Source organism: Streptomyces sp. NPDC046712 (assembly GCF_040645695.1).
Lineage (GTDB): Bacteria > Actinomycetota > Actinomycetes > Streptomycetales > Streptomycetaceae > Streptomyces.
This window is the reverse complement of record NZ_JBEYYW010000007.1, coordinates 19573-38768: the sequence shown is the minus strand read 5'-3', so window position 1 is coordinate 38768 and position 19196 is coordinate 19573. Positions and strand designations below refer to the sequence as shown.

The window sequence follows — 19196 nt, the reverse complement described above, 5'->3', positions numbered from 1 at the left end:
ATCCGGATCACGGAGGGGCTCGGCCTCTGGGCGAGGCAGCGGCCACGTATCGTGGTCGGCCGGACGAGAGGCGAACCACCCGTGACGACCCAGCCCTTGCACAGCGGACCGACGATGGACTGCACGCTCTACCCGGAGCTCAGCTCCGACGCCGGCGACCCGGGCGCTGGGCTGCGGCGCATCGCGGCAGCAGCCGGAATCACCCTGGCGCCCCTGCATGTCACGGAATGGGCCTCAGCGCCTCACGGGCCGGTCACCGTCGTCGTCGAAGCAGAGCGCGGGACCGTCCATGTAGTCCTGGAACGCGACCGGCACGGCATCAGGGTCGACCTGACCATTCCCTGGCTGGGAGCGGCCCTTTCCGGGCAGGCCGAGAGGCTGACGGATGTGGCGGAGGCGATCGACGACTGGCAGCGTGGCGACGCACTCACCGTGATCGCCGGGCGTCGGACATGGCTCACCGCCTCCCCGCGCGCGGTAGCACACGAGGAGGGGCGCGCTGCCGAGTACGCGTGGGACGTGGCGAGGGAGGAGACTTCCGGCCAGTGGAATGGTCCTCTGGTGGAAGAGGCCTACAACACGCAGGAGCTTCGCCACCTCGTCCCGATCCTGACCCACGGCATGCTCACATTTCACCGCGCCCCCGCGCCGCCTTTCTCCAACGACCTCTTCACGATCGGGCCTGCCGGAAACAATGGCTGGCTGGTCGGGCGCCAAGGCGCGCCGCTCAGCGCGCACGCGGTTGTCGCCACCGCCGCCGAAGCGATCGCCCTGGTCGTACAGGCGTTGCCCCCCGACGGCAGCCCGTCCGTCCAGGCCGGTGGCTCCCAACTCGACTAGGGCGCTTCGTTTGGATCACTGGTGGCGGAGGCATCCGCGGGCCCAGCAAATAGCTGCATTGTCAGCACCACCGTCTACGGTGCGACCATGTCGGTTGCCCCGCCCAATGGTCTGCCTCCCGGCCGGTTCCTGCCTTCCGGGCCCGCACGCGTGTGGGTCTCGGACGAATTCCCGTATGACATAGAGCGTCTGTGGCCTCTGGCCTTCCACCTCACGGCCGGACAGGCCGGCGACGCGCCCGCCCTCACCCACGTGATGGCCCGCCTGCGTGTTCCGCGTCGACGAGGACGGCCTCGCACCAGGCCGGACATGGTCCTGGCTGACAAGGCGTACTCCTCCCGCGCGATCCGCGACCACCTTCGCCAGCGCGGGATCGGTGTGGTGATCCCAGTCCCGGTCGATCAACGTGGTCACCGGCTTTGTCGCGGGAGCCGCGGCGGCAGGCCACCCGTGTTCGACCGCGAGGCGTACAAGCAGCAGAACAAGGTCGAACGCTGCATCAACCGCTTGAAGCAGTGGCGAGGGCTCGCGACCCGCTACGAGAAGACCGCAACCATCGACCTGGCTGGACTCCACATCGCGGGCATCGTCCTGTGGTCTGCCCGGTGATCCCAACGAAAGGGCCTAGTCGTCCTCGTCCCCGAAACTCCATCGGAGGTCGACCTGTGCGGCGGGAGCGATCGCGCGCACGGTGACGTGAGACCCCTGCCCGATCTTGTCGGCCCAGCTGCCGAAGTGCGTCACGATGATCGGGTATTGAGTTGGCCCCCCGCGGTCGAGGTGACTCAAGATCAGTCGTGACGGGCGAGTTTGACCGCGGAGGCGAGCAGGAGCAGGGCCAGGGCGGGGATGAGTATCAGGTCCGAGAACGCTCCAAGGAGCAGCCCTCCCAGCACTGCACCGGCGATCGACCCGGCGGCCATGGTCATGGTGAAGCGGAGGTTGGTGCCGAGGACCGAGAAGCTGCCGTCGCGGCTGTAGCGGGCGAAGGCCACCAGCATGGTCGGCAGCGACACCAGCAACGAGAGGCTTCCCGCGGTTTTGATGTCCACCGCGAACAGCAGCACGATCGTCGGGATCAGCAGCTCGCCCCCGGCCACGCCCATGATCGCCGCGACCACGCCGATGCCGAAGCCGGCCAGAACTCCGCTCGGCACCTGGGCCCACAGCGGCAACGCGAGCGTCCCCAGGGCCGTGGTGTGCGTGACCAGCAGGGCCGCAGCCATGAGGACCATCAGCGCCGCCAGCACCTTGTACAGGGTGGAGCCGCGCATGCGGACCGCCCACGTCGCTCCGGCCCAGGCTCCCAACAGGCTCCCGGCCAGCAGGTTGGCCGCGACGGGCCAGTGCCCTGCCACCTCGGAGGCGGGGACGGCGGTCAGACGGGCGGGCAGTGCCACGAGGACCACGACCAGGCTCATCGCCTTGTTCAGGATGATCGCGGAGAGCGCGGCGAACCCGAACAGGCCGATCAGCAACGGCAGGCGGAACTCCGCGCCGCCCAGCCCGATCATCCCGCCCAACACGCCGATGCCGGCTCCCGCACCGAACACCAGGGGCGTGGAGTGCGCCGAACGCACGGGAGCGAGATCTCTGTCGGTGGCCATGGAGGGCATCCTCGCTGGTGGAGGCCCTGGCCGCTACGGCACGCCCCCAGCTTCGGGGGAAGGAACCGGGCACCGGCTCGGGCTTCGTCCTGTCCTCCAAGCCCGATCAGTAGCTCTAGATCTGTGGAACGTCCTTGACGAACACCATCCCGTCGCTGTCCGCCAGGTGGGCCGGGTCGAAGGGGGCGTAGCCGAACCAGGGCGACACGCGGGGCGCGGGGCGCTTGTCGCCGAGGGCGCTGGCCAGGCGCGGGGCGTCGATGACGCAGCGGTCCTCCGGGAGTTCGTACAGCAGTCCTTCGAGGGTGTCCGGCGGCGGTGTGTCCACTCCCTGGTGCCGGATCGTCCCGAGGGCCGTGGCCACGAAGGCGTACGCCTCGCCGAGCTGGGCGCTGACCAGCGCGCCGGCGCTCCACCACTCCAGCGGCATCCCGCCCATCCGCATCGTGCTCTTCTCCCGCTGGAGATGGGAGTTGTGGGCGTGGACGAATGCCGGGCCCCGAGCGGCTACGGCGAGGAGGTTGTGGGCCATCATCTGGTCCCGTACGCCGACCAGCCGGGTCATGCGGGCCGGTGAGGTGTCGGCCATCCAGTAGTGGTAGCGCAGCAGACCGAGGGCGGTGCGCCCGTACAGGCGCGCCCGGTCCCAGTCGTCCGGCGAGGTCGTGGTGATCAGGTGTGGCGTCTGCGCGTCGAGCAGCGCCACCAGATCGTCGGCGAGCAGCCGGAGCCGACCGGCGTCGGCCGACTGCCCCACGGACCGGGACGGGTCCATCATCGCGGCGGGATGGGTCCACCGGTCGTCGGTGCCGAGCAGGCCGTCGAGTGTTTCCGCGGTGCAGGGGAGAAGGTCCGCGTCGACCCGGGAGGCGAGGTAGCCGTGAAGTGCGGTGAGGGCCTGCCGGGGGCTCGCGGCGCCGACCATCTCCAGCGGGCCGTCGAAACCGACGAAGCGGACCTGCTCGGAGGCGGGCCGGCCGTCGTTGTGGGCGCGCATCCAGCGCACGAGCTCGCGGTTGGCCGCGGAGGTGCCCCAGCCGTGGCTGAATCCGTGCTCCATGACCTCGTCGAGCGTGCCCGTGCCCGAGGTGACGTAGTCGTCCACGGCCAGGCCCATCATGCAGTCGCTTTCGAGCGCGATCGTCCGGTAGCCCTCCTGCTCGACGAGCTGCTGAAAGAGCTCGTTACGCAGGTCGAGCAGAGTGTCCACGCCGTGGGTGGGCTCGCCCAGGGCGAGCAGCCGGGGCCGGGCCGGGAGCAGCCTCATGACGGCGGCTGCGTCGACGGCATGGGCGACGTACTCGATGTCAGTAGCCATGCCTTCAACGGTATTGTTGAACCTTCGATTGAAACTTTTGCGCGATATCGTCGGAGTCATGGGGAGAAACCTTCAAAGCGGTGAGCGACTCCGGCCGGTGGATCTGGCGCGCGGGCACGGTCTGTCCACGCAGGCGATCAGGAACTACGAGGAGGCCGGCATCCTTCCGGCCGCCGCCCGCACTCCCCACGGCTACCGCACCTACACCTCGCTGCACGCGGGCGCCCTGCGCGCGTTTCTCGCCCTGGTGCCCGGCCACGGCCACGGCACGGCGACGGCGATCATGCGGGCCGTGAACCAAGGCTCGGTCGATGGGGCGTTCCGCCTCATCGACGAGAGCCACGCCCAGCTCCTCGACGACCGGCGGACCCTCCAGGCCGTGGAGAGCGCGCTGCGTGACCTGGAGCCCACCACGGCACCCGAGCCCGGTGCGGAGTCCGGGACGGCCGCGCTGTCCGGGCCCGGCGGCACGTTCATCGGGCCGCTGGCAGAGAAGCTCGGAATCCGGCCCGCGACGCTGCGCAAATGGGAGCGTGCCGGGCTGGTCCGCCCGCGCCGCGACCCGCTGACCGGCTACCGCGTCTACGACGAGGCCGACGTACGGGACGCCCGGCTGGCCCACCAGCTCAGGCGGGGCGGCTACTTGCTGGAGCAGATCGCCCCGCTGATCGTCCAGGTGCGGACGGCAGGCGGGCTGGAACCGCTGGAGGCGGCACTGCGCGACTGGCACGGTCGGCTGTCCGCCCGCGGGCGCGCGATGCTGGCCGGTGCCGCAGAGCTGGAGGCGTATCTCCGCGAGCGCGGATGAGCGGTGCGTAGGACTCGGGTCGCCGGCGCAACGCCCGCACAACATCCGCACCGCTCGCCGGCTCGGCCGCTTCATGTGCCGTGTCCCTTGGGCCGATTGACTCAGGCTCGCGGCGCGCCTCGGCCGTTCGGGCGGCCGTCGGTGGAGGATCGGGGGGAGGCGGCCTCGGGGCCGCCACCCGGCGTCGCCCCACCCCGTGAGAGGTCCGGCCATGAAACTCTTCGACGACGACACGCTCGGCGTCGCGTCGGCGGCGGCGTGACCGCCGCTCCGCGCGGGGACGCGCCGGGTGGCGGGCGCTACGGCGAGGCCGTCTTCCCTCCCGAACAGGCCGGCGAGGGCGAGCGCATCGACTTCGGCGCCCTCGCCTACGACGACATCACCATGGCGCGGCTGCGGGCACTCGGGGTCGGCCCGGGGTGGCGCTGCCTCGACGTCGGGGCCGGTACGGGTACGGTCTCCCGCCGGCTGCTGGACGAGGCCGGGGTGGCGAGCGTTGTCGCCGTGGACCGCGACGTACGTTTCCTCACCGAACGGGCCGTGCCCGGGCTGGACGTGCTGGAGGCCGACATCACCGCCGCGGACTTCGCCCCGGGCCGTTTCCGGCTCGTCCACGCGCGCTTCGTGCTGATGCACCTGCCCGAGCGCGACCGTCTGATCACGCGGCTGGCCGAACTCGTCGCGCCCGGCGGTGTGCTGGTGCTCAGCGACGCGGTCGACCTGACGAGCGACCGGACGCCCAGCACGCCGTACACCGTGGTGATGCGGGCGATGTGGCAGGGGCTGCGGGCCACCATCGGCACCGATGTGTCCTGGGTGCCCTCGTACCCCGACCGGTTGCGCGGGGCGGGGCTGGTGCCCGTCGCCGCCGAGATCCATGTGCCGCCGCTGCTGCCCGGCAGTCCCATCAGCCGCTTCTGGGCGGACACATGGGAGCGGAGCAGAGCGGCGATGCTCGCCACCGGCCTGGTCGACGATGCGGCCGTCGACGCGGCGGTCCGGTACCTGGGCTCCGACGAGTGCGCCGCGTTGTCGGCCGGCATGCTCACCGTCTGGGGATGGAAACCCGCGTAGGCCGCCCCGCGCCGACCCGCGCCGACCCGCCACCCGACCACGCGATCGACGGCCCTGAGCAGTCCTCAGGGCCCCGTTCTCACTCCAGGCAATCGAAGACCTCGTCCCAGAAGGCGGATTCGTCCACGTTCAGGTCCTGGCCGATCATGCGCTCACGCAGATCGGCGACGGCGGCCGCGCGTACGGCGTCGTCGTCCGATTCCAGGGCGTTGCTCGACTCGGCGATCAGCCCGAGGAGCACGGCCAGCCGAGGGAGGGAATCGGCGGCCGGTCCCTGCCAACCGTCCCCGTGGTCCCATCCGTTGGGGTCGTAATGGGTGATGCCACCGTCCGCCGCCTCGAGCATCAGATGCTGGTCGCCACAGACGACGACGGCGAAACAGAAGTTCTTGGGCGGGGAGTCGTCGTCGGGGTAGCGGTTCCCGTAGATTTCGTCGGCGTCGAACGGCTCCAGCCCGTCCGCTTTCCGCACATGCCTCGTGTCGATTCCCACGACGTCGAGGTGGACGGCGGGAAAGCCGACCGTGAGCAGGAACTCCCTCGACTCGGCATCGGTCAGCTCGGCCGGCAGACCGGCCTCGTCCGGTCGCCAGAGCGAGCCCTTGCCCAGCCGTTCCTCCAGCCACTCCGCGTCCGGTATCAGCGGAGTGTCTTTGCTCTTCACCGCGTGGCCCCCATGAGTTCCGCGTCCTTCGGTCATTGCCGGCCCCAGTCAATCGCATGGCCGCCGGGCGACGTCGGGCGGAGGCCCCGAGAAAACCGGCTCCGCGCCCTGCGGCCCCGAGCGGCTCTCAGACGGCGAGACCGCGAGCGGCGGTCAGGCGGGCGAGGGCGGCGGCCTCGCGGCTGTCCTCCTCGGCGCTGAACACGTGCACCACCAGCCCGGTTTCGCCGGGGGCGGCCGGGACGTGGAGGGTCTCGAAGTCCAGGGTGAGCGGGCCGGTCAGCGGGTGGCACAGGCGCTTGCGGCCCGCCACGCACATGACGACCTCGCCGGTGGACCAGATCCTGCGGAACTCGGCACTGTGTGTGGACAGTTCGGAGATCAGCGCGGCCAGGTCGACGTCCTCGGGGTAGCGTCCGGCGGCGACGCGCAGCTGGCCCACGGCTTCCTGGGCCCGCTCCTCCCACTCGGGGTGGACGTCCCGGGAGGCGGGGTCGAGGAAGAGGAACCTGGCGTTGTTGCGGTCGCGGCGGCCCGGATCGGCCAGGCCGCCCATCAGTTCGGCGCCCAGGGCGTTCCAGGCCACGACGTCGAGGCGGTGGTCGGTCACGAAGGCCGGAAGGTGCGCGAGGGAGGCCAGGACGCGCCTCAGTTGGGGGCTCACCCGTCCCCGCGGTGTGGGGTCACGCCTCGCGCAGGCCAAGGTGGTCAGGTGGCCGCGCTCCGCCGTGTCGAGGCGGAGCGCCGTCGCGAGCGCGTCGAGCACCTCGGCGGACGGCTGGGTTGCCCGGCCCTGTTCGAGACGTACGTAGTAGTCCACGCTGATCCCGGCGAGCTGGGCCAGCTCCTCGCGGCGCAGTCCGCGCACCCGTCGGCGACGCCCACCGGTGAGTCCGACGTCCTCCGGCGCGACGCGCCCCCTGCGGGCGCGCAGAAAGTCGCCGAGCGCCCGCCCGGTGTCACCGACCCCGCCGATTCCGTTGTCCACGCCGTTCATGCGTCAAGTATGGGTGGCCCCGGCGGTACCAGGATCACGGGTCCGTCCGTCGAACAGGGTGCTGGCTGCCTCGTCGTAGCCGGGAGAACGTGGCGACATGAAGAAGATCCTTGTTGTCAGCGCCCATCCCGAACCCCGCTCGCTCAACGCCACCCTGACCGCCTTCGCCGTCGATCACCTGCGGGCGGCCGGCCACGACGTGCGGGTGTCCGACCTGTACGCGATGAAGTGGAAGGCGGCGGTGGACGCGGACGACTTCCCCGAGCACCCTGCCGAACGGCTGCATGTGATGGCCGCCTCGGAGCGGGCCACGCTGGCGGGGCGGCTGTCCGCGGACATCGCGGCGGAGCAGGAGAAGGTGCGCTGGTCGGACGCGGTGATCCTGCAGTTCCCCATGTGGTGGTTCTCGGCTCCAGCGATCCTCAAGGGCTGGATCGACCGGGTGTTCACCAGTGGGTTCGGCTACGGTCCGGAAGTCCCGCCGCCCTACAGCGAGGGCGCCCTGGCGGGGCGGCGGGCGCTGGTGTCGGTGACGGCCGGAGCGCGGGAGTCGTCGTTCTCCGAGCGGGGCATCCACGGGCGGCTCGCCGACGTACTCCACCCGCTGCAGCACGGTCTGTTCTGGTTCACCGGGATGGAGCCCCTGGAACCCTTCGCGGTGTACGAAGCGAACGAGCTGCCCGAGGAGCGGGTCGAGGTGGCGAAGCGGGCGTACGCGGGACGGCTCGACGGGCTCTTCACGGACGAACCGGTGCCGTACCGGACGCTCGTCGGCGGCGACTACGGACGTGACATGCGGCTGCTGCCGGGTGTGGAGGCACCGGGGACGAGCGGGCCGGACATTCATCTCCGCCCGCGGGGCTGAACGCGGGCCGTCGGAGGGAGGGGAAGCCGCCACCGGCGCACTGGGCGCCGGTGGCGTCGCCGTCTCAGTCGTAACTGATGTCCGAGGCGGTGTACTTGCAGTGTGTGCCGTCGGGGCCGCTGCCCAGCTCGACGGGCTCCTTGCCCGTGTTGTTGCCCTGGAAGCGGACGCACGGCTTGATCTTCTTGTTGCTGTCGCCGTGGAAGCGGATGTTGCGCAGCGCGGCGGTGTCGCCGTAGTTCGCGTTGATGCCCACGAGCGAATTGCCGGGGGCGGTCACGTCCACGTCGTTGACGATGACCGAACGGCGGTACTGCTTGGAGCAGTTGCCGCAGGTGCGCACCAGTTTGCCGAACTCGGAGACCTGGAACTTGGTGACGACCAGCTTGCCGGCGCCGTTGAACTGGAAGACCTTGTCGGAGGCCTTGCGGGCGCCGCCGCCGTAGACCGTGTACACGGAGTTCACGGAGGTCCCCTTGAAGGTGGCGGCGTCCTCGCCGACGTCCTCCCACCAGACGTTCTGGATCGTGCAACTGCCCATGCAGTGGATGCCGTCGGCGGCCGGCGAGCCGAGCACGACGTTCTTGAGGACGGCGCCGTCCTTCAGCTTGAAGAGCGGGGCCTGCCCTTCGTCCTGCCCGTCGCCGCCCAGGCCGCCGCTGCCGTAGAAACGCTGGAGCTTGCCGTCGTACGTCCCGGAGACCTCGATCGTCGCGGTGACCGGCTTGTCGCCCTTCGCCTGGGGCCAGGCGCCGGCCGCGCTCGCGGGGCTCATCAGGGTGGTCGCCAGGACGGCGGTGCTCAGGCCGAGCGTGGCGGCGAGCGCGGAGAGGACGACGACGCGCTTCGGTCGTCTCTTGTGTCTGCTCATGAATCCCATGCTTTCGGTGTGGGGGGTCTGTTCGATTCCTTGCACCCTCTTGTTGCCGCCGCCGCGCAGGGGGTTGCCGCCCGCAAGCAAAAGAATTCGCCGAGGCGGAGGCGGCCCGGCGCGGTGGTCCCGTGACGGCCACTCGCACCGGATCCGACGGGCCATCAGGTCAACTGTCCCGGACTCTTGACTCCGGTCGCCGCAGTCGGGATTCTCGACACACCTTTAGCGCGGAGCATGACAACTCACGACCGCGCCGTTCGACACCCGAGCCGACCGAGCCGACCGAGGACGTGAGCGATGTCCCTGACGCGCCCCCCACACAGCTCCCCGACCCGCAGGCGCAGGGCCCTGGCCGTGCTGTCACTGCTCCTCGCCACGATGGCGATGCTGCTCGGCCCCGCCCCCGGTTCCGCCGCCGACGACGGCTGGTGGAACCCCATCGCGCGGCCCCAGCCCGACTCCGCTATCAATGTCACGGGCGAGCCCTTCAAGGGCACCAACGCCCAGGGCGAGGTGCGCGGTTTTGTCGACGCGCACAACCACCTGATGTCGAACGAGGCCTTCGGCGGCCGCCTCATCTGCGGCAAGACGTTCTCCGAGCTGGGCGTCGCCGACGCTCTGAAGGACTGTCCCGAGCACTACCCCGACGGCTCGCTCGCGATCTTCGACTTCATCACCAAGGGCGGCGACGGCAAGCACGACCCGAACGGCTGGCCGACGTTCAAGGACTGGCCCGCCCATGACTCGCTGACCCACCAGCAGAACTACTACGCCTGGGTGGAGCGGGCCTGGCGCGGCGGCCAGCGGGTTCTCGTCAACGACCTGGTCACAAACGGCGTGATCTGCTCGGTCTACTTCTTCAAGGACCGCAGCTGCGACGAGATGACCTCGATCCGCCTGCAGGCCCAGAAGACGTACGAGATGCAGGCCTACATCGACAAGATGTTCGGCGGGCCGGGCAAGGGCTGGTTCCGGATCGTCACCGACACCGCGCAGGCCCGCGAGGTCATCGAACAGGGCAAGCTCGCCGTCGTCCTCGGCGTCGAGACCTCGGAGCCTTTCGGCTGCAAGCAGATCCTGGACATCGCGCAGTGCGACCGCGCCGACATCGACCGCGGTCTGGACGAACTCCACCGGCTGGGCGTCCGGAGCATGTTCCTCTGCCACAAGTTCGACAACGCCCTGTGCGGGGTCCGGTTCGACAGCGGCGCGCTGGGGACCGCGATCAACGTGGGCCAGTTCCTGTCGACCGGCACCTTCTGGAAGACCGAGAAGTGCACCGGCCCACAGCACGACAACCCGATCGGGCTCGCCGCGGCACCCGCGGCGCAGAAGGAGCTGCCGGCGGGCGTCACGGTCCCGGCATACGCCTCCGACGCCCAGTGCAACACCCGAGGTCTCACAGAACTCGGTGAGTACGCGGTGCGGGGCATGATGAAGCGCAAGATGATGCTCGAGATCGACCACATGAGCGTCAAGGCCGCGGGCCGGGCCTTCGACATCCTGGAGTCGGAGTCGTATCCCGGGGTGATCTCCTCCCACAGCTGGATGGACGACAACTGGACCGAGCGGCTCTACCGACTCGGCGGCTTCGCGGCCCAGTACATGAACGGTGCCGAGGCCTTCAGCGGCGAGGCGAAGAGCAAGGACGCCCTGCGCGAGAAGTACAACGTCGGATACGGCTACGGCACCGACATGAACGGCGTCGGCGGCTGGCCCGGCCCGCGCGGCGCGGACACCCCCAACCCGGTGCGGTATCCGTTCCGTACCACCGACGGAGGCTCCGTCGTCGACCGGCAGACGACCGGGCAGCGGTCCTGGGACCTCAACACCGACGGCGCCTCGCACGTCGGCCTCGTGCCGGACTGGATCGAGGACATCCGGCTGGTCGGCGGCCAGGGCGTGGTGGACGACCTGTTCCGCGGCGCCGAGTCCTACCTCGACACCTGGGGCGCATCCGAGCGGCATCGGGCCGGGGTGAACCTGGCCTCGGGCAGGGCGGCCTCCGCCTCCACCACGGAGTGGTGGAACCCGTTCGTCTCCTACGCGCCCGGCCGGGCCGTGGACGGCGATCAGGGCACCCGCTGGGCGAGCGAGTGGCGGGATGGCGAGTGGCTGCGCATCGACCTCGGTGAGCCGCAGCTGGTCAAGCGGGTCACCCTCGACTGGGAGCGGGCGTACGGCAAGGCGTACCGGATCGAGGTGTCGGACGACGGCGCCGCGTGGCGTACCGTCTGGTCCACCGACGCCGGTGACGGCGGCCTGGACACGGCCCGGTTCGCCGGAACCACCGCCCGGTACCTCCGCGTCCAGGGGGTGCAGCGCGCCACGGACTGGGGGTACTCGCTCCACGAGGTGGGCGTCTACAGCAGCTGAGACGAGGCGGGACGAGGCAGGACGAAGCACGGCCACCGGGCCGGGCGGAGCGGATCCGATCGGGTCCGCTCCGCCCGGCCCGCGTGCCGCTCCCCGGGTGGGGGCGGCCGACCGGAGAACCGAGAGGAACCACCGTATGTCCCGCAGGCCGCTGGCCGAACGACGCCGGCAGCTGACCGAGGCCGCGATCCGCGCGATGACCCGGGACGGCGTCCCGAGGACGACGACCCGGTCCATCGCGGCCGAGGCGGGCGTGTCGCTGAGCGTCTTCCACTACTGCTTCGACTCCAAGCAGGCGCTCCTGGAATCGGTGATCACGACGATCACCGATCATTACGTGGGGGTTGTGAAGGAGGCGCTGCGTCCTCGGGCCACGTTCCGGGAGACGATCCGGGCCGGCTTCGAGGCGTACTGGGACCATGTCCGCGCTCATCCCGGCGAGCACATGCTCACCTACGAGCTGACTCAGTACGCCCTGCGCACACCGGGGTTCGAGCCTCTGGCGCGCCATCAGCACGAGCGGTACGCCGAGATCTACCACGGGCTCATCGAGGAGGTCAGCGCCGGTATGGGTCTCGAACTCCGGGTCCCCACCCCGGTCCTGGCCCGCTATCTGGCCGCCGTGACCGACGGACTGACCCTGAACTTCCTCGTCCTCGGCCACGACGCGGAGGCCTCGGCGACGATCCTGGACATGATCACCGATCAGGTCGCCGCCTTGGCCGGTGACGGGGGCGGTGGCGGTGGCGGTGCGTCCTAGGGTGCGTATTGCGTTGTGATCAATCTGATGGATTTGCCTTCGCGGCATCACGGGACGACTCGTCGATCACGACTCGGTACGCGCCCTAGTCCCCCGCCGCCCCCGCGGCTCCTACCGGCCGCCCCCTCTCCGCCTCGGCACCACTGCCGTGCGCCCCGGGCAGCGACTGCCCGGGGCGCGAGTCCGGGACGACGGCCCGACCGGAGGCCGGTCAGAACTCCAGGACCTCGCGGTCGAGCGGATAGCGCGCGCGGTGACGGCCGTCGTACGGGGAGGGCGTGATCGGCAGGACGCCGGTCGGCTGCAGGCCCAGGTTGTCGTCCCAGATCCGGGGTTCGACCTGTCCGACGACGCGGAACTGCCGGAAGGTGAACGGTGGGCTGTCGGTCGGGAAGAACTGGGCTGTGGTCATCACCTGGAAGTGCAGGTGGGGCGTGGTCGAGTTGCCGCTGTTGCCGATCAGGCCGAGGACCTGGCCGGGTTCGACCCGGTCGCCCTCCCGGACCTTGAGCGAGCCGGCCGCCAGGTGGGCGTAGAGCAGATAGCGGCCCGGCGCGACCTCCAGGGTGACGTGGTTGCCGACGGTCTCCTCGATCGGCGGGACGGGCGGCGTGACGGGCGGCGTGTTGTCCCGGATTCCGTCCTGGACCTCCACCACTCTGCCGCCGGCCGAGGCCACGACCGGCTGACGGTAGCTCAGGTAGCTGGTGAGCTGCGCGGGGTCGTCCTCCCAGGTCTGCCCCTGCTCGCCGACCCGGTACCAGTCGATCGCGAAGCGCTGCGGCACGTAGAAGCGACCGTTGATCGGGCCGAGGCCGCGCCGGTGGTGGGTGTTGCCGCAGCACGACTCGCTGGAGTACCAGGTGCCAGGACGGACCGGCGCACCCAGATTCAACGGCCCGGTGCGGGAGAGCCGGGTGCGCTGCACCGTCTCCTCGAAGGCGGAGGAGCCGGAGGCGGTCAGGACGGCACCCGAGAGATGGTGTTCGACGGCCCTGGGCGCGGGCTGACCGCGGTCGAGGATCAGGTCGATCCAGATGACCCACTGCTGGGAGCCCTGGATGACGGTCGGCGTCGGCCCCGGCGGCGCCGGGGTGTACCCGTCCGCACCCGGCAGGGGGTCACCCACCGGATTGGCGGCGTCGGCCAGCGCCTGCCCGCTCAGCGAGCCGATGACCCGATGGGTGCGGGCGTCCCGGACGTCGACACGGTCGAGCCGCACCGGCGTGCTGCTGGACAGTGAGCTGGTGGTGAGCAGCTCGTACGAGAGGTGGGTCTTGCCGTCCGTGGCGACGAACGGCGTCGGTTCGGTCATCACCGCCGCCGTCAACGGTGTGAACTGTGCGCCGGACGCCGCCGGAGCGTCCGCGTCGGTCCCGTATCCGGGTCCCGTCGAGGCCACCAGCAAGCCAGCCGCGAGCACGGCGGCGGCGAGGCCGCGGAGCAGGGGGCGACACGTGCGGTTGCGAGGTTCGCGCTTTGCCATGGAGCTCTTTCGTCCGTCGGACCCGGCTCTGGAAGGCCGCCGGCACGCCCCGCCGCAGAGGCGCAGGCCCATGTAATCCGGCTGCTCGCCGTTCCGGTCGGAGGACCCCGAGGGCAGCCGCCGAACTGCACCCGTCCAGCCCCATCGCCCACCGGGCCGGCGGGCACCCAGCAGCCGCATCTTCACCTCGGTCAGGCGCTCGTGCATTCGCAACGCCTCGACCTCGTCGAGCTCGCCGCATCCGACCCGTTCAAACAGCAGCGACACTGCCTGCGAGCGCACCGGCTTTGGTGCGACAAGCTAATGATCGGGACTGATCCGCACCCCGGTCGCCACGATGTGCAGCAAGGTCCTGGCATCGGCCACGTAGCGCGTCATGGCTCGCGGAATACGGCAGGGCATCCCACGCCCTCCCGAACACGTCGGTGCGGATCGAGCCGTAATCAGCGGGTCGTTCGGGCGAGATCTTTGATCCAGATCATCGAGGCGCGAAGGTGCAGGCCCGCGAGGTAGCTCTCCGGGGTCTTGTCGTACCTGGTGGCGATACCTCGCCATGCCTTGAGCTTGTTGATCAGCCGTTCAACGGTGTTGCGCTCCTTGTAAAGGTCGGCATCGTGGTTGACGGGCCTGCCGCCCCTGCGGCCCTTCCTCTTCCGGTTGGCGGCCTGGTCCTTCTTCTCCGGGATGACCGCCTTGATGCGGGGCTTGTACAGGTGGGCGCGGTTGCCGCGGACGAGTACGCCTTGTCCCCGGCGACTGCGGCGGGCCGGGTGCGGGGACGGCCGACGGGCCCGCGGACCCGTACCTTCCCCAGCACGGGGATGAACTGCGGGCTGTCGGCAGCCTGTCCCGCGGTCAGGATGAACGTCAGCGGGCGGCACTTGCGGTCGCCGACGACATGGATCTTGCTGGTCTGTCCGCCCCGGGAGCGTCCGAGCAGGGCGGCCTTCAGCCGGAGCTTGCGTCGGCGCCGGATGCGTCGTCGCTCTTCCCGCTCGGGATCGCCTTCGGGCTCCTGTCCGGCTTGTTCTTCGCAGCAGCCCCCCTTGACCTGGCCTTCTCCGCCTTGGAGGCAGCTTTTTCCAGAGCGGTGAGGACGTCCTCGCCCAGGTGCATCCCGGCAGCGTCGTGATGGGCCCGCGCGGTGGTGGAGTCGATGCCGACCAGGGACAGATCCACCTCGCCCCGCTTCGCGGCTTCCGCGATCATGCCTTCCAGCAGGGCCTCGAAGACGCCGGCGTCACGCCACTGCCGGAAGCGGTTGTGGACGGTCGACCAGGCGCCGAACTCCGTCGGCATCTCCCGCCACTGCCCACCCGTCTTGAACCGCCAGATCACGCCCTCGAACTGCTGCCGCAGCCGCTCGGGGTACGGGCCGTGCTCGCCGATCGGCAGGTACGGCACGATGAACCCCCACTCCGAATCGGTCAGTTGCACGCGAGTCACCCAAGAGGGTCTACCGGTCCAGGCCCTGCCGCGAAGGTGAATCTCGCAGATTGATCACAACGCAATACGCCCCCTAGTTCCCGTTCAACGCGGCTTCCTCCCACCACACCACGTGGGCTGCCGCGTCGGCCACCGGCTCGATGATCTCCCAGCCCTCGACGATCAGCCCATCGACCAGCCGCCAGATGTCGACGCCCGCGATGCCCGGCCCGGCACCGGGAATCCAGCGCCGCGAGTGCATCATGACGTGATCGCCGTCGGCCAGCACGTGATGGACCTCGACCCGTAGGTCGGCAAGCGGCACCGCTCGGACGGCGGCGAGCCATACCGCCTTCGTGGACGAGGTCCCATCCGACCTGTGATGGACGAAGTCGTCGCTCAGCAGCGGCTCGAGCGCCTCCACGTCACCGGTCGCGATCAGCTGCGCCAGCGCCTGTTCGACGATGCTCCTGTTGTCTGTTTCTGTGGTCATGGACGCAGTGTTTCGGCGGTCGCCAGGGTTGTCGATGAACTCGGATTTCATGGCGCCCGGCTCCCCGATGCGTCATCTTGGTGATCGTGTACACGGTCGGGGAGCTCTTGCGGCAGTGGCGGCATCGCCGACGACTCAGTCAACTTGATCTCGCGATCGCCGCCGACGTATCGGCTCGTCACGTCAGCCTGGTCGAGACCGGAAAGTCCAGGCCGAGCGCCGACATGGTCCTCCGGCTCGCGGATCAGCTCGATGTGCCGCTGCGCGACCGCAACCAGCTGTTGCTCGCCGCCGGCTTCGCACCCCGGTACGCCGAGCGCCCACTCGGCAGCGACGCACTGGCGGCGGCCCGCGAGGCGGTCGGCAGGGTGCTCCGTGCGCACGAGCCGTACCCGGCCCTGGTGCTCGATCGCCGATGGAACATCGTGACGACCAATCGCGCGGTCGCCCCGTTCTTCGCAGATGTCGCTCCCGACCTGCTGCGGCCGCCGGTCAACATGGTGCGGCTGGCGCTGGACCCGCGCGGGCTCGCTCCGCGGCTCGTCAACCTGGCCGACGTACGTTCGGTGTTCCGCTCCCGCATCGCGCGTCGGCTCGCCACCGCTCCCGACGCCGAGCTCACCGCGCTCTACGAGGAGCTGCTGACGCCCGGGCCCGAGGACACGACAAGCCCGGCCGTCGAATCCGACACCGTGCTCCCGATGATCTTCCGCTTCGGCGGACGAGGAGAAGAGCTGCGGCTGTTCTCGACCACCACCACGTTCGGCAACCCGATGGACATCACACTGGCCGAGGTCACGATCGAGTCGTACTACCCGGCGGACGCGGAGAGCGCCGCCCACTTCACGGACTCCGACGGCCGACTCACGGCTGTCCACCGGGGCGACGGGCCCGGAGACCGGCCGCCGCCTGTGGGAGGTGTCGGAACGGCTGACGGGCGTGCGGTTCACCTATAAAGGGCGCATGGAAAGCGTCGAACGCTACGAGCTGACATTTCCGGTGTCGGGTGACTCCATCGTGGTCACCCGCACCGACCGCAAGGGCGCGGGCGGGCACCCCGTGTACGCCGACGAGACCGGCATCGTGCAGGCCGAGATCGACGAGCAGGGCAATGTACGGATACTGGCCAGCGGAGGCCACCAGACACACGACGTGCCCGCGCGCGCCGAACCCGCGCCATGACCTCCCGTCAGGCGTAGGCGTCCGTCAGGTGGAGAAGCCGGTCAGGCATAGGGGTCGAACGGGATGCCGGCCGGCTTCGCCTTCGCCAGATGGGGCGCGAAGTTGCCGTCCTTCAGACCGAAGACGGCGCTTCCGAAATTGGCCTGGCTGAGCTTGTCGCGGATCCCTGCGGGGTATCCGTTCCAGCCGACCAGGGCGGGGAACTGCCACTGGTGCTTGTGATTCTCGGGCGGCTCGTCGTTGGAGTTGGCGGGCCGGAAGCAGTGCGTGCTCAGGCCGTCCTTGTGGTAGACGATCTTGGGGTGCGTCCCGTCCCAGCGGATCCGGTCACGGCCGTAGGTGTTGAAGTTTCCGTGCGCGGAGGTGGAGACGTAACGGGCCTCGTTGTTCTGGATCCACACCACGACGTGCTCCCAGTCGTGGCGGTGCCCGCCGAGTCCGCTGCCCGCCACGGCCTGGTCCTTCTCGAAATAGAGGCCGTACAGGACGGCGCACCAGCCGTTGTTGCACTTCGAGCGCGCGTAGCCGTTGGTGTTGTCGAGGTCCCAGGAGTCCCGGCACTGTCCGTTGAGGGCCCCGGACGGGTTGAGACCGCCGTTGACGGTCCCGTCCGGACCGATGGCCGGGGTGGGGTAGCAGCCGTCCGTGTCGTAGTCGTAGGCGGGCTGGAAGGTCTGCTCCAGCCCGTCCGCCGATGCGGGCAGCGCCGTGGGCGGCGCGGCGAGGGCGCTGCCCGGAACGGCGACGACCAGTGCGATGCTGCTGCCGAGAATGAGCGAGACCCTGCGGACCCGCGAACTCGTCTTCACTTGTGTCCTCCTGACGGACCACCACATGGGGCGACGCGATTGGCATGCCCAGATCAGTCATGCCGTACCCCTGCGAACCGTGGAGGGCACTGCGGTGGCCGTGCGATGAAGGACGGCCGAGTCCTCGCCGCGAGCTTCCCGCGGCGTGCGTACGAGGGTCAGACCTTGGCCTCGGACGCGGGGCGTGAGGCGGTGGGGGTCTCGGGGGTGTCGGGCCGGGGCCGCACCGGGATGAGGAAGGCGACCACCGCGGCCGCGAGGCCCACGCCGCTGCCGATCAGCAGGGCGGCGCGGAATCCGTCCTCGGAGGGCAGCAGATGGCCGCCGAAGTCCGTGGTCATCTGGGCCAGGACGACGCCCATGAGGCGGCCGAGACGGAGCTGCCGATCGAGCGCATCAGCGTGTTGAAGCTGTTGGCCGACGCGGTCTCCGAGACGGGCACGGCGCCCATGATGAGGGCGGGCATCGCGCCGTACGCGAGGCCGACGCCCGTGTTGCAGACGAGGGTCACGACGAGCAGGCCGCCGGTCGATCCCATGAGCGGCAGGGCGGACGCGTACCCGAGGGCGATGACCAGACTGCCGACGCCCAGCGTGACCTTGGGGCCGCGGGCGGCGGTGAGCTTGGCGCCGAGCGGGGCGAGGAGCATCATCATCAGCCCCGCGGGGGCCATCCACAGCCCCATCGCCAGCATCGACTGGCCCAGGCCGTAGCCGGTGGCCTCGGGCAGCTGGAGGAGCTGCGGCACGACCAGCGACTGGGCGTACATCGCGAAGCCGACCAGGACCGAGGCCCCGTTCGTCATCAGTACCTGCGGGCGAGCGGTGACACGCAGGTCCACCAGCGGCTCGGCGGTGCGCAGCTCCCACCACCCCCAGGCCAGCAGGACGACGACCGCGGCGGTGAAGAGGCCGAGGGTCGTGGCGCTCCCCCAGCCCCAGTCGGAGCCCTTGGAGACGGCGAGCAGCAGACAGACCAGGGCGCTGCCCAGGCCGAGCGCTCCCGGCACGTCGAACCGGCCCGGGGCGGCGTCGGTCCGGCCCGCGGGGACGAGCAGCCTGATCAGCACACCGACCGCGAGACTCAGGACGGCGGCGACCCAGAACAGCACGCGCCAGTCGGCGTTCTCGGCGACGGCCGCGGAGAACGGCAGGCCGAGCGCGCCGCCCACGCCCATGGAGGCGCTGATCAGGGCGATGGATCCGCCCAGCCGCTCGGCCGGCAGCACGTCGCGCAGCAGGCTGATGCCGAGGGGGACGACGCCCATGCCCATGCCCTGCAGTCCGCGTCCGACGATCATCGGGACGACGGAGGAGGACAGGGCGCAGACGACCGAGCCCAGGACGAGGGGCGCCACGGAGACGAGCAGCATGCGGCGCTTGCCGTACATGTCGCCGAGGCGGCCCGCGACCGGCGTCGCGACCGCGGCCGACAGCAGGGTCGCGGTGACGACCCAGGACGCGTTCGACGCGCTGGTGTCGAAGAGGCGGGGCAGATCGCCGAGGAGCGGGACCACGAGGGTCTGCATGAGCGCGGCCACGATGCCCGCGAAGGCGAGTACGCCGACGACACCGCCGGGGCGGGCGTCGGTCCTTGAGCTGTGCACGTGGTTCTCCTT

The 19196-nt window shown here is 70.2% G+C and carries 16 protein-coding genes and 3 pseudogenes; 9 read left to right on the top strand and 10 right to left on the bottom strand.

Features of this window, described 5'->3' with window-relative positions; all coding sequences use genetic code 11:
- Positions 1-81: 81 nt before the first annotated feature.
- Together ABZ939_RS11595 and ABZ939_RS11590 are read left to right on the top strand one after the other, a co-directional pair.
- On the top strand, positions 82-840 hold the full coding sequence (locus ABZ939_RS11595; protein WP_361852037.1) for a DUF6193 family natural product biosynthesis protein: 759 nt from the start codon (positions 82-84) through the stop codon (positions 838-840).
- Positions 841-1035: 195 nt separating this feature from the next.
- A pseudogene (locus ABZ939_RS11590) lies at positions 1036-1449 on the top strand (transposase); the annotation flags it as partial.
- A gap of 182 nt (positions 1450-1631) precedes the next feature.
- Here the strand turns inward: ABZ939_RS11590 and ABZ939_RS11585 are convergent.
- Positions 1632-2447, bottom strand: a complete 816-nt coding sequence (locus tag ABZ939_RS11585; protein ID WP_361852034.1) for a sulfite exporter TauE/SafE family protein — start codon at positions 2445-2447, stop codon at positions 1632-1634.
- Positions 2448-2562: 115 nt separating this feature from the next.
- Positions 2563-3765 carry an erythromycin esterase family protein gene (locus ABZ939_RS11580; protein WP_361852031.1) on the bottom strand — a complete coding sequence of 401 codons (1203 nt, stop codon included), beginning with the start codon at positions 3763-3765 and terminating at the stop codon, positions 2563-2565.
- A gap of 58 nt (positions 3766-3823) precedes the next feature.
- Between ABZ939_RS11580 and ABZ939_RS11575 the strand changes: the two genes are divergently transcribed.
- Positions 3824-4573 carry a TioE family transcriptional regulator gene (locus ABZ939_RS11575; RefSeq protein WP_361852028.1) on the top strand — a complete coding sequence of 250 codons (750 nt, stop codon included), beginning with the start codon at positions 3824-3826 and terminating at the stop codon, positions 4571-4573.
- A 258-nt stretch (positions 4574-4831) separates the two neighbouring features.
- Positions 4832-5647 (top strand): class I SAM-dependent methyltransferase, encoded by an 816-nt coding sequence (locus tag ABZ939_RS11570; protein ID WP_361852025.1) that lies wholly within the window; start codon positions 4832-4834, stop codon positions 5645-5647.
- A gap of 79 nt (positions 5648-5726) precedes the next feature.
- Here ABZ939_RS11570 and ABZ939_RS11565 read toward each other — a convergent pair whose 3' ends face one another.
- Positions 5727-6311, bottom strand: a complete 585-nt coding sequence (locus ABZ939_RS11565) for a hypothetical protein (RefSeq protein WP_361852022.1) — start codon at positions 6309-6311, stop codon at positions 5727-5729.
- A 127-nt stretch (positions 6312-6438) separates the two neighbouring features.
- The gene (locus tag ABZ939_RS11560; RefSeq protein ID WP_361852019.1) at positions 6439-7308 is read right to left on the bottom strand and encodes a helix-turn-helix transcriptional regulator; all 870 of its coding nucleotides are present in this window, start codon (positions 7306-7308) and stop codon (positions 6439-6441) included.
- A 97-nt stretch (positions 7309-7405) separates the two neighbouring features.
- On the opposite strand from ABZ939_RS11560, the gene ABZ939_RS11555 reads away from it, so the two are divergent.
- Positions 7406-8173, top strand: coding sequence for an NAD(P)H-dependent oxidoreductase (locus ABZ939_RS11555; RefSeq protein ID WP_361852016.1), 768 nt, complete (start codon positions 7406-7408; stop codon positions 8171-8173).
- Between the two features lie 64 nt (positions 8174-8237).
- On the opposite strand, the gene ABZ939_RS11550 is transcribed toward ABZ939_RS11555, so the two are convergent.
- On the bottom strand, positions 8238-9044 hold the full coding sequence (locus ABZ939_RS11550; RefSeq protein ID WP_361852013.1) for a pectate lyase: 807 nt from the start codon (positions 9042-9044) through the stop codon (positions 8238-8240).
- A 300-nt stretch (positions 9045-9344) separates the two neighbouring features.
- Here ABZ939_RS11550 and ABZ939_RS11545 point away from each other — a divergent pair, with 300 nt between their 5' ends.
- Positions 9345-11423, top strand: a complete 2079-nt coding sequence (locus ABZ939_RS11545; RefSeq protein ID WP_361852010.1) for a discoidin domain-containing protein — start codon at positions 9345-9347, stop codon at positions 11421-11423.
- A 136-nt stretch (positions 11424-11559) separates the two neighbouring features.
- Positions 11560-12183, top strand: a complete 624-nt coding sequence (locus tag ABZ939_RS11540; protein WP_361852007.1) for a TetR/AcrR family transcriptional regulator — start codon at positions 11560-11562, stop codon at positions 12181-12183.
- A 211-nt stretch (positions 12184-12394) separates the two neighbouring features.
- Here ABZ939_RS11540 and ABZ939_RS11535 read toward each other — a convergent pair whose 3' ends face one another.
- From ABZ939_RS11535 to ABZ939_RS11525, 3 genes and pseudogenes are all read right to left on the bottom strand, one after another.
- Entirely contained in the window at positions 12395-13669 is a 1275-nt protein-coding gene (locus tag ABZ939_RS11535; protein ID WP_361852004.1) for a M23 family metallopeptidase, read from the bottom strand.
- Positions 13670-14112: 443 nt separating this feature from the next.
- Positions 14113-15115, bottom strand: a pseudogene (locus ABZ939_RS11530) (IS5 family transposase).
- 73 nt (positions 15116-15188) lie between these two features.
- Positions 15189-15638 carry a nuclear transport factor 2 family protein gene (locus ABZ939_RS11525; protein WP_361852001.1) on the bottom strand — a complete coding sequence of 150 codons (450 nt, stop codon included), beginning with the start codon at positions 15636-15638 and terminating at the stop codon, positions 15189-15191.
- 35 nt (positions 15639-15673) lie between these two features.
- On the opposite strand from ABZ939_RS11525, the gene ABZ939_RS11520 reads away from it, so the two are divergent.
- Both ABZ939_RS11520 and ABZ939_RS11515 read left to right on the top strand, forming a co-directional pair.
- Positions 15674-16543, top strand: a complete 870-nt coding sequence (locus tag ABZ939_RS11520) for a helix-turn-helix transcriptional regulator (protein WP_361851998.1) — start codon at positions 15674-15676, stop codon at positions 16541-16543.
- A 7-nt stretch (positions 16544-16550) separates the two neighbouring features.
- A complete protein-coding gene (locus ABZ939_RS11515; protein WP_361851996.1) occupies positions 16551-16769 on the top strand; it encodes a DUF6296 family protein in 219 nt (72 codons plus the stop codon).
- A 41-nt stretch (positions 16770-16810) separates the two neighbouring features.
- Here the strand turns inward: ABZ939_RS11515 and ABZ939_RS11510 are convergent, their stop codons facing one another.
- Both ABZ939_RS11510 and ABZ939_RS11505 read right to left on the bottom strand, forming a co-directional pair.
- Positions 16811-17578 (bottom strand): NPP1 family protein, encoded by a 768-nt coding sequence (locus ABZ939_RS11510; protein WP_361851993.1) that lies wholly within the window; start codon positions 17576-17578, stop codon positions 16811-16813.
- Positions 17579-17736: 158 nt separating this feature from the next.
- Positions 17737-19106, bottom strand: a pseudogene (locus ABZ939_RS11505) (MFS transporter).
- Positions 19107-19196: the final 90 nt, after the last annotated feature.

Excerpts from the sequence above, each read along its gene's own strand:
- ABZ939_RS11575 (WP_361852028.1), top strand. The coding sequence starts at position 3,824 with ATGGGGAGAAACCTTCAAAGCGGTGAGCGACTCCGGCCGGTGGATCTG.
- ABZ939_RS11525 (WP_361852001.1), bottom strand. The coding sequence starts at position 15,638 with ATGAAATCCGAGTTCATCGACAACCCTGGCGACCGCCGAAACACTGCG.
- ABZ939_RS11560 (WP_361852019.1), bottom strand. The coding sequence starts at position 7,308 with ATGAACGGCGTGGACAACGGAATCGGCGGGGTCGGTGACACCGGGCGG.
- ABZ939_RS11585 (WP_361852034.1), bottom strand. The coding sequence starts at position 2,447 with ATGGCCACCGACAGAGATCTCGCTCCCGTGCGTTCGGCGCACTCCACG.
- ABZ939_RS11515 (WP_361851996.1), top strand. The coding sequence starts at position 16,551 with ATGGAAAGCGTCGAACGCTACGAGCTGACATTTCCGGTGTCGGGTGAC.
- ABZ939_RS11540 (WP_361852007.1), top strand. The coding sequence starts at position 11,560 with ATGTCCCGCAGGCCGCTGGCCGAACGACGCCGGCAGCTGACCGAGGCC.
- ABZ939_RS11580 (WP_361852031.1), bottom strand. The coding sequence starts at position 3,765 with ATGGCTACTGACATCGAGTACGTCGCCCATGCCGTCGACGCAGCCGCC.
- ABZ939_RS11555 (WP_361852016.1), top strand. The coding sequence starts at position 7,406 with ATGAAGAAGATCCTTGTTGTCAGCGCCCATCCCGAACCCCGCTCGCTC.
- ABZ939_RS11545 (WP_361852010.1), top strand. The coding sequence starts at position 9,345 with ATGTCCCTGACGCGCCCCCCACACAGCTCCCCGACCCGCAGGCGCAGG.
- ABZ939_RS11550 (WP_361852013.1), bottom strand. The coding sequence starts at position 9,044 with ATGAGCAGACACAAGAGACGACCGAAGCGCGTCGTCGTCCTCTCCGCG.
- ABZ939_RS11535 (WP_361852004.1), bottom strand. The coding sequence starts at position 13,669 with ATGGCAAAGCGCGAACCTCGCAACCGCACGTGTCGCCCCCTGCTCCGC.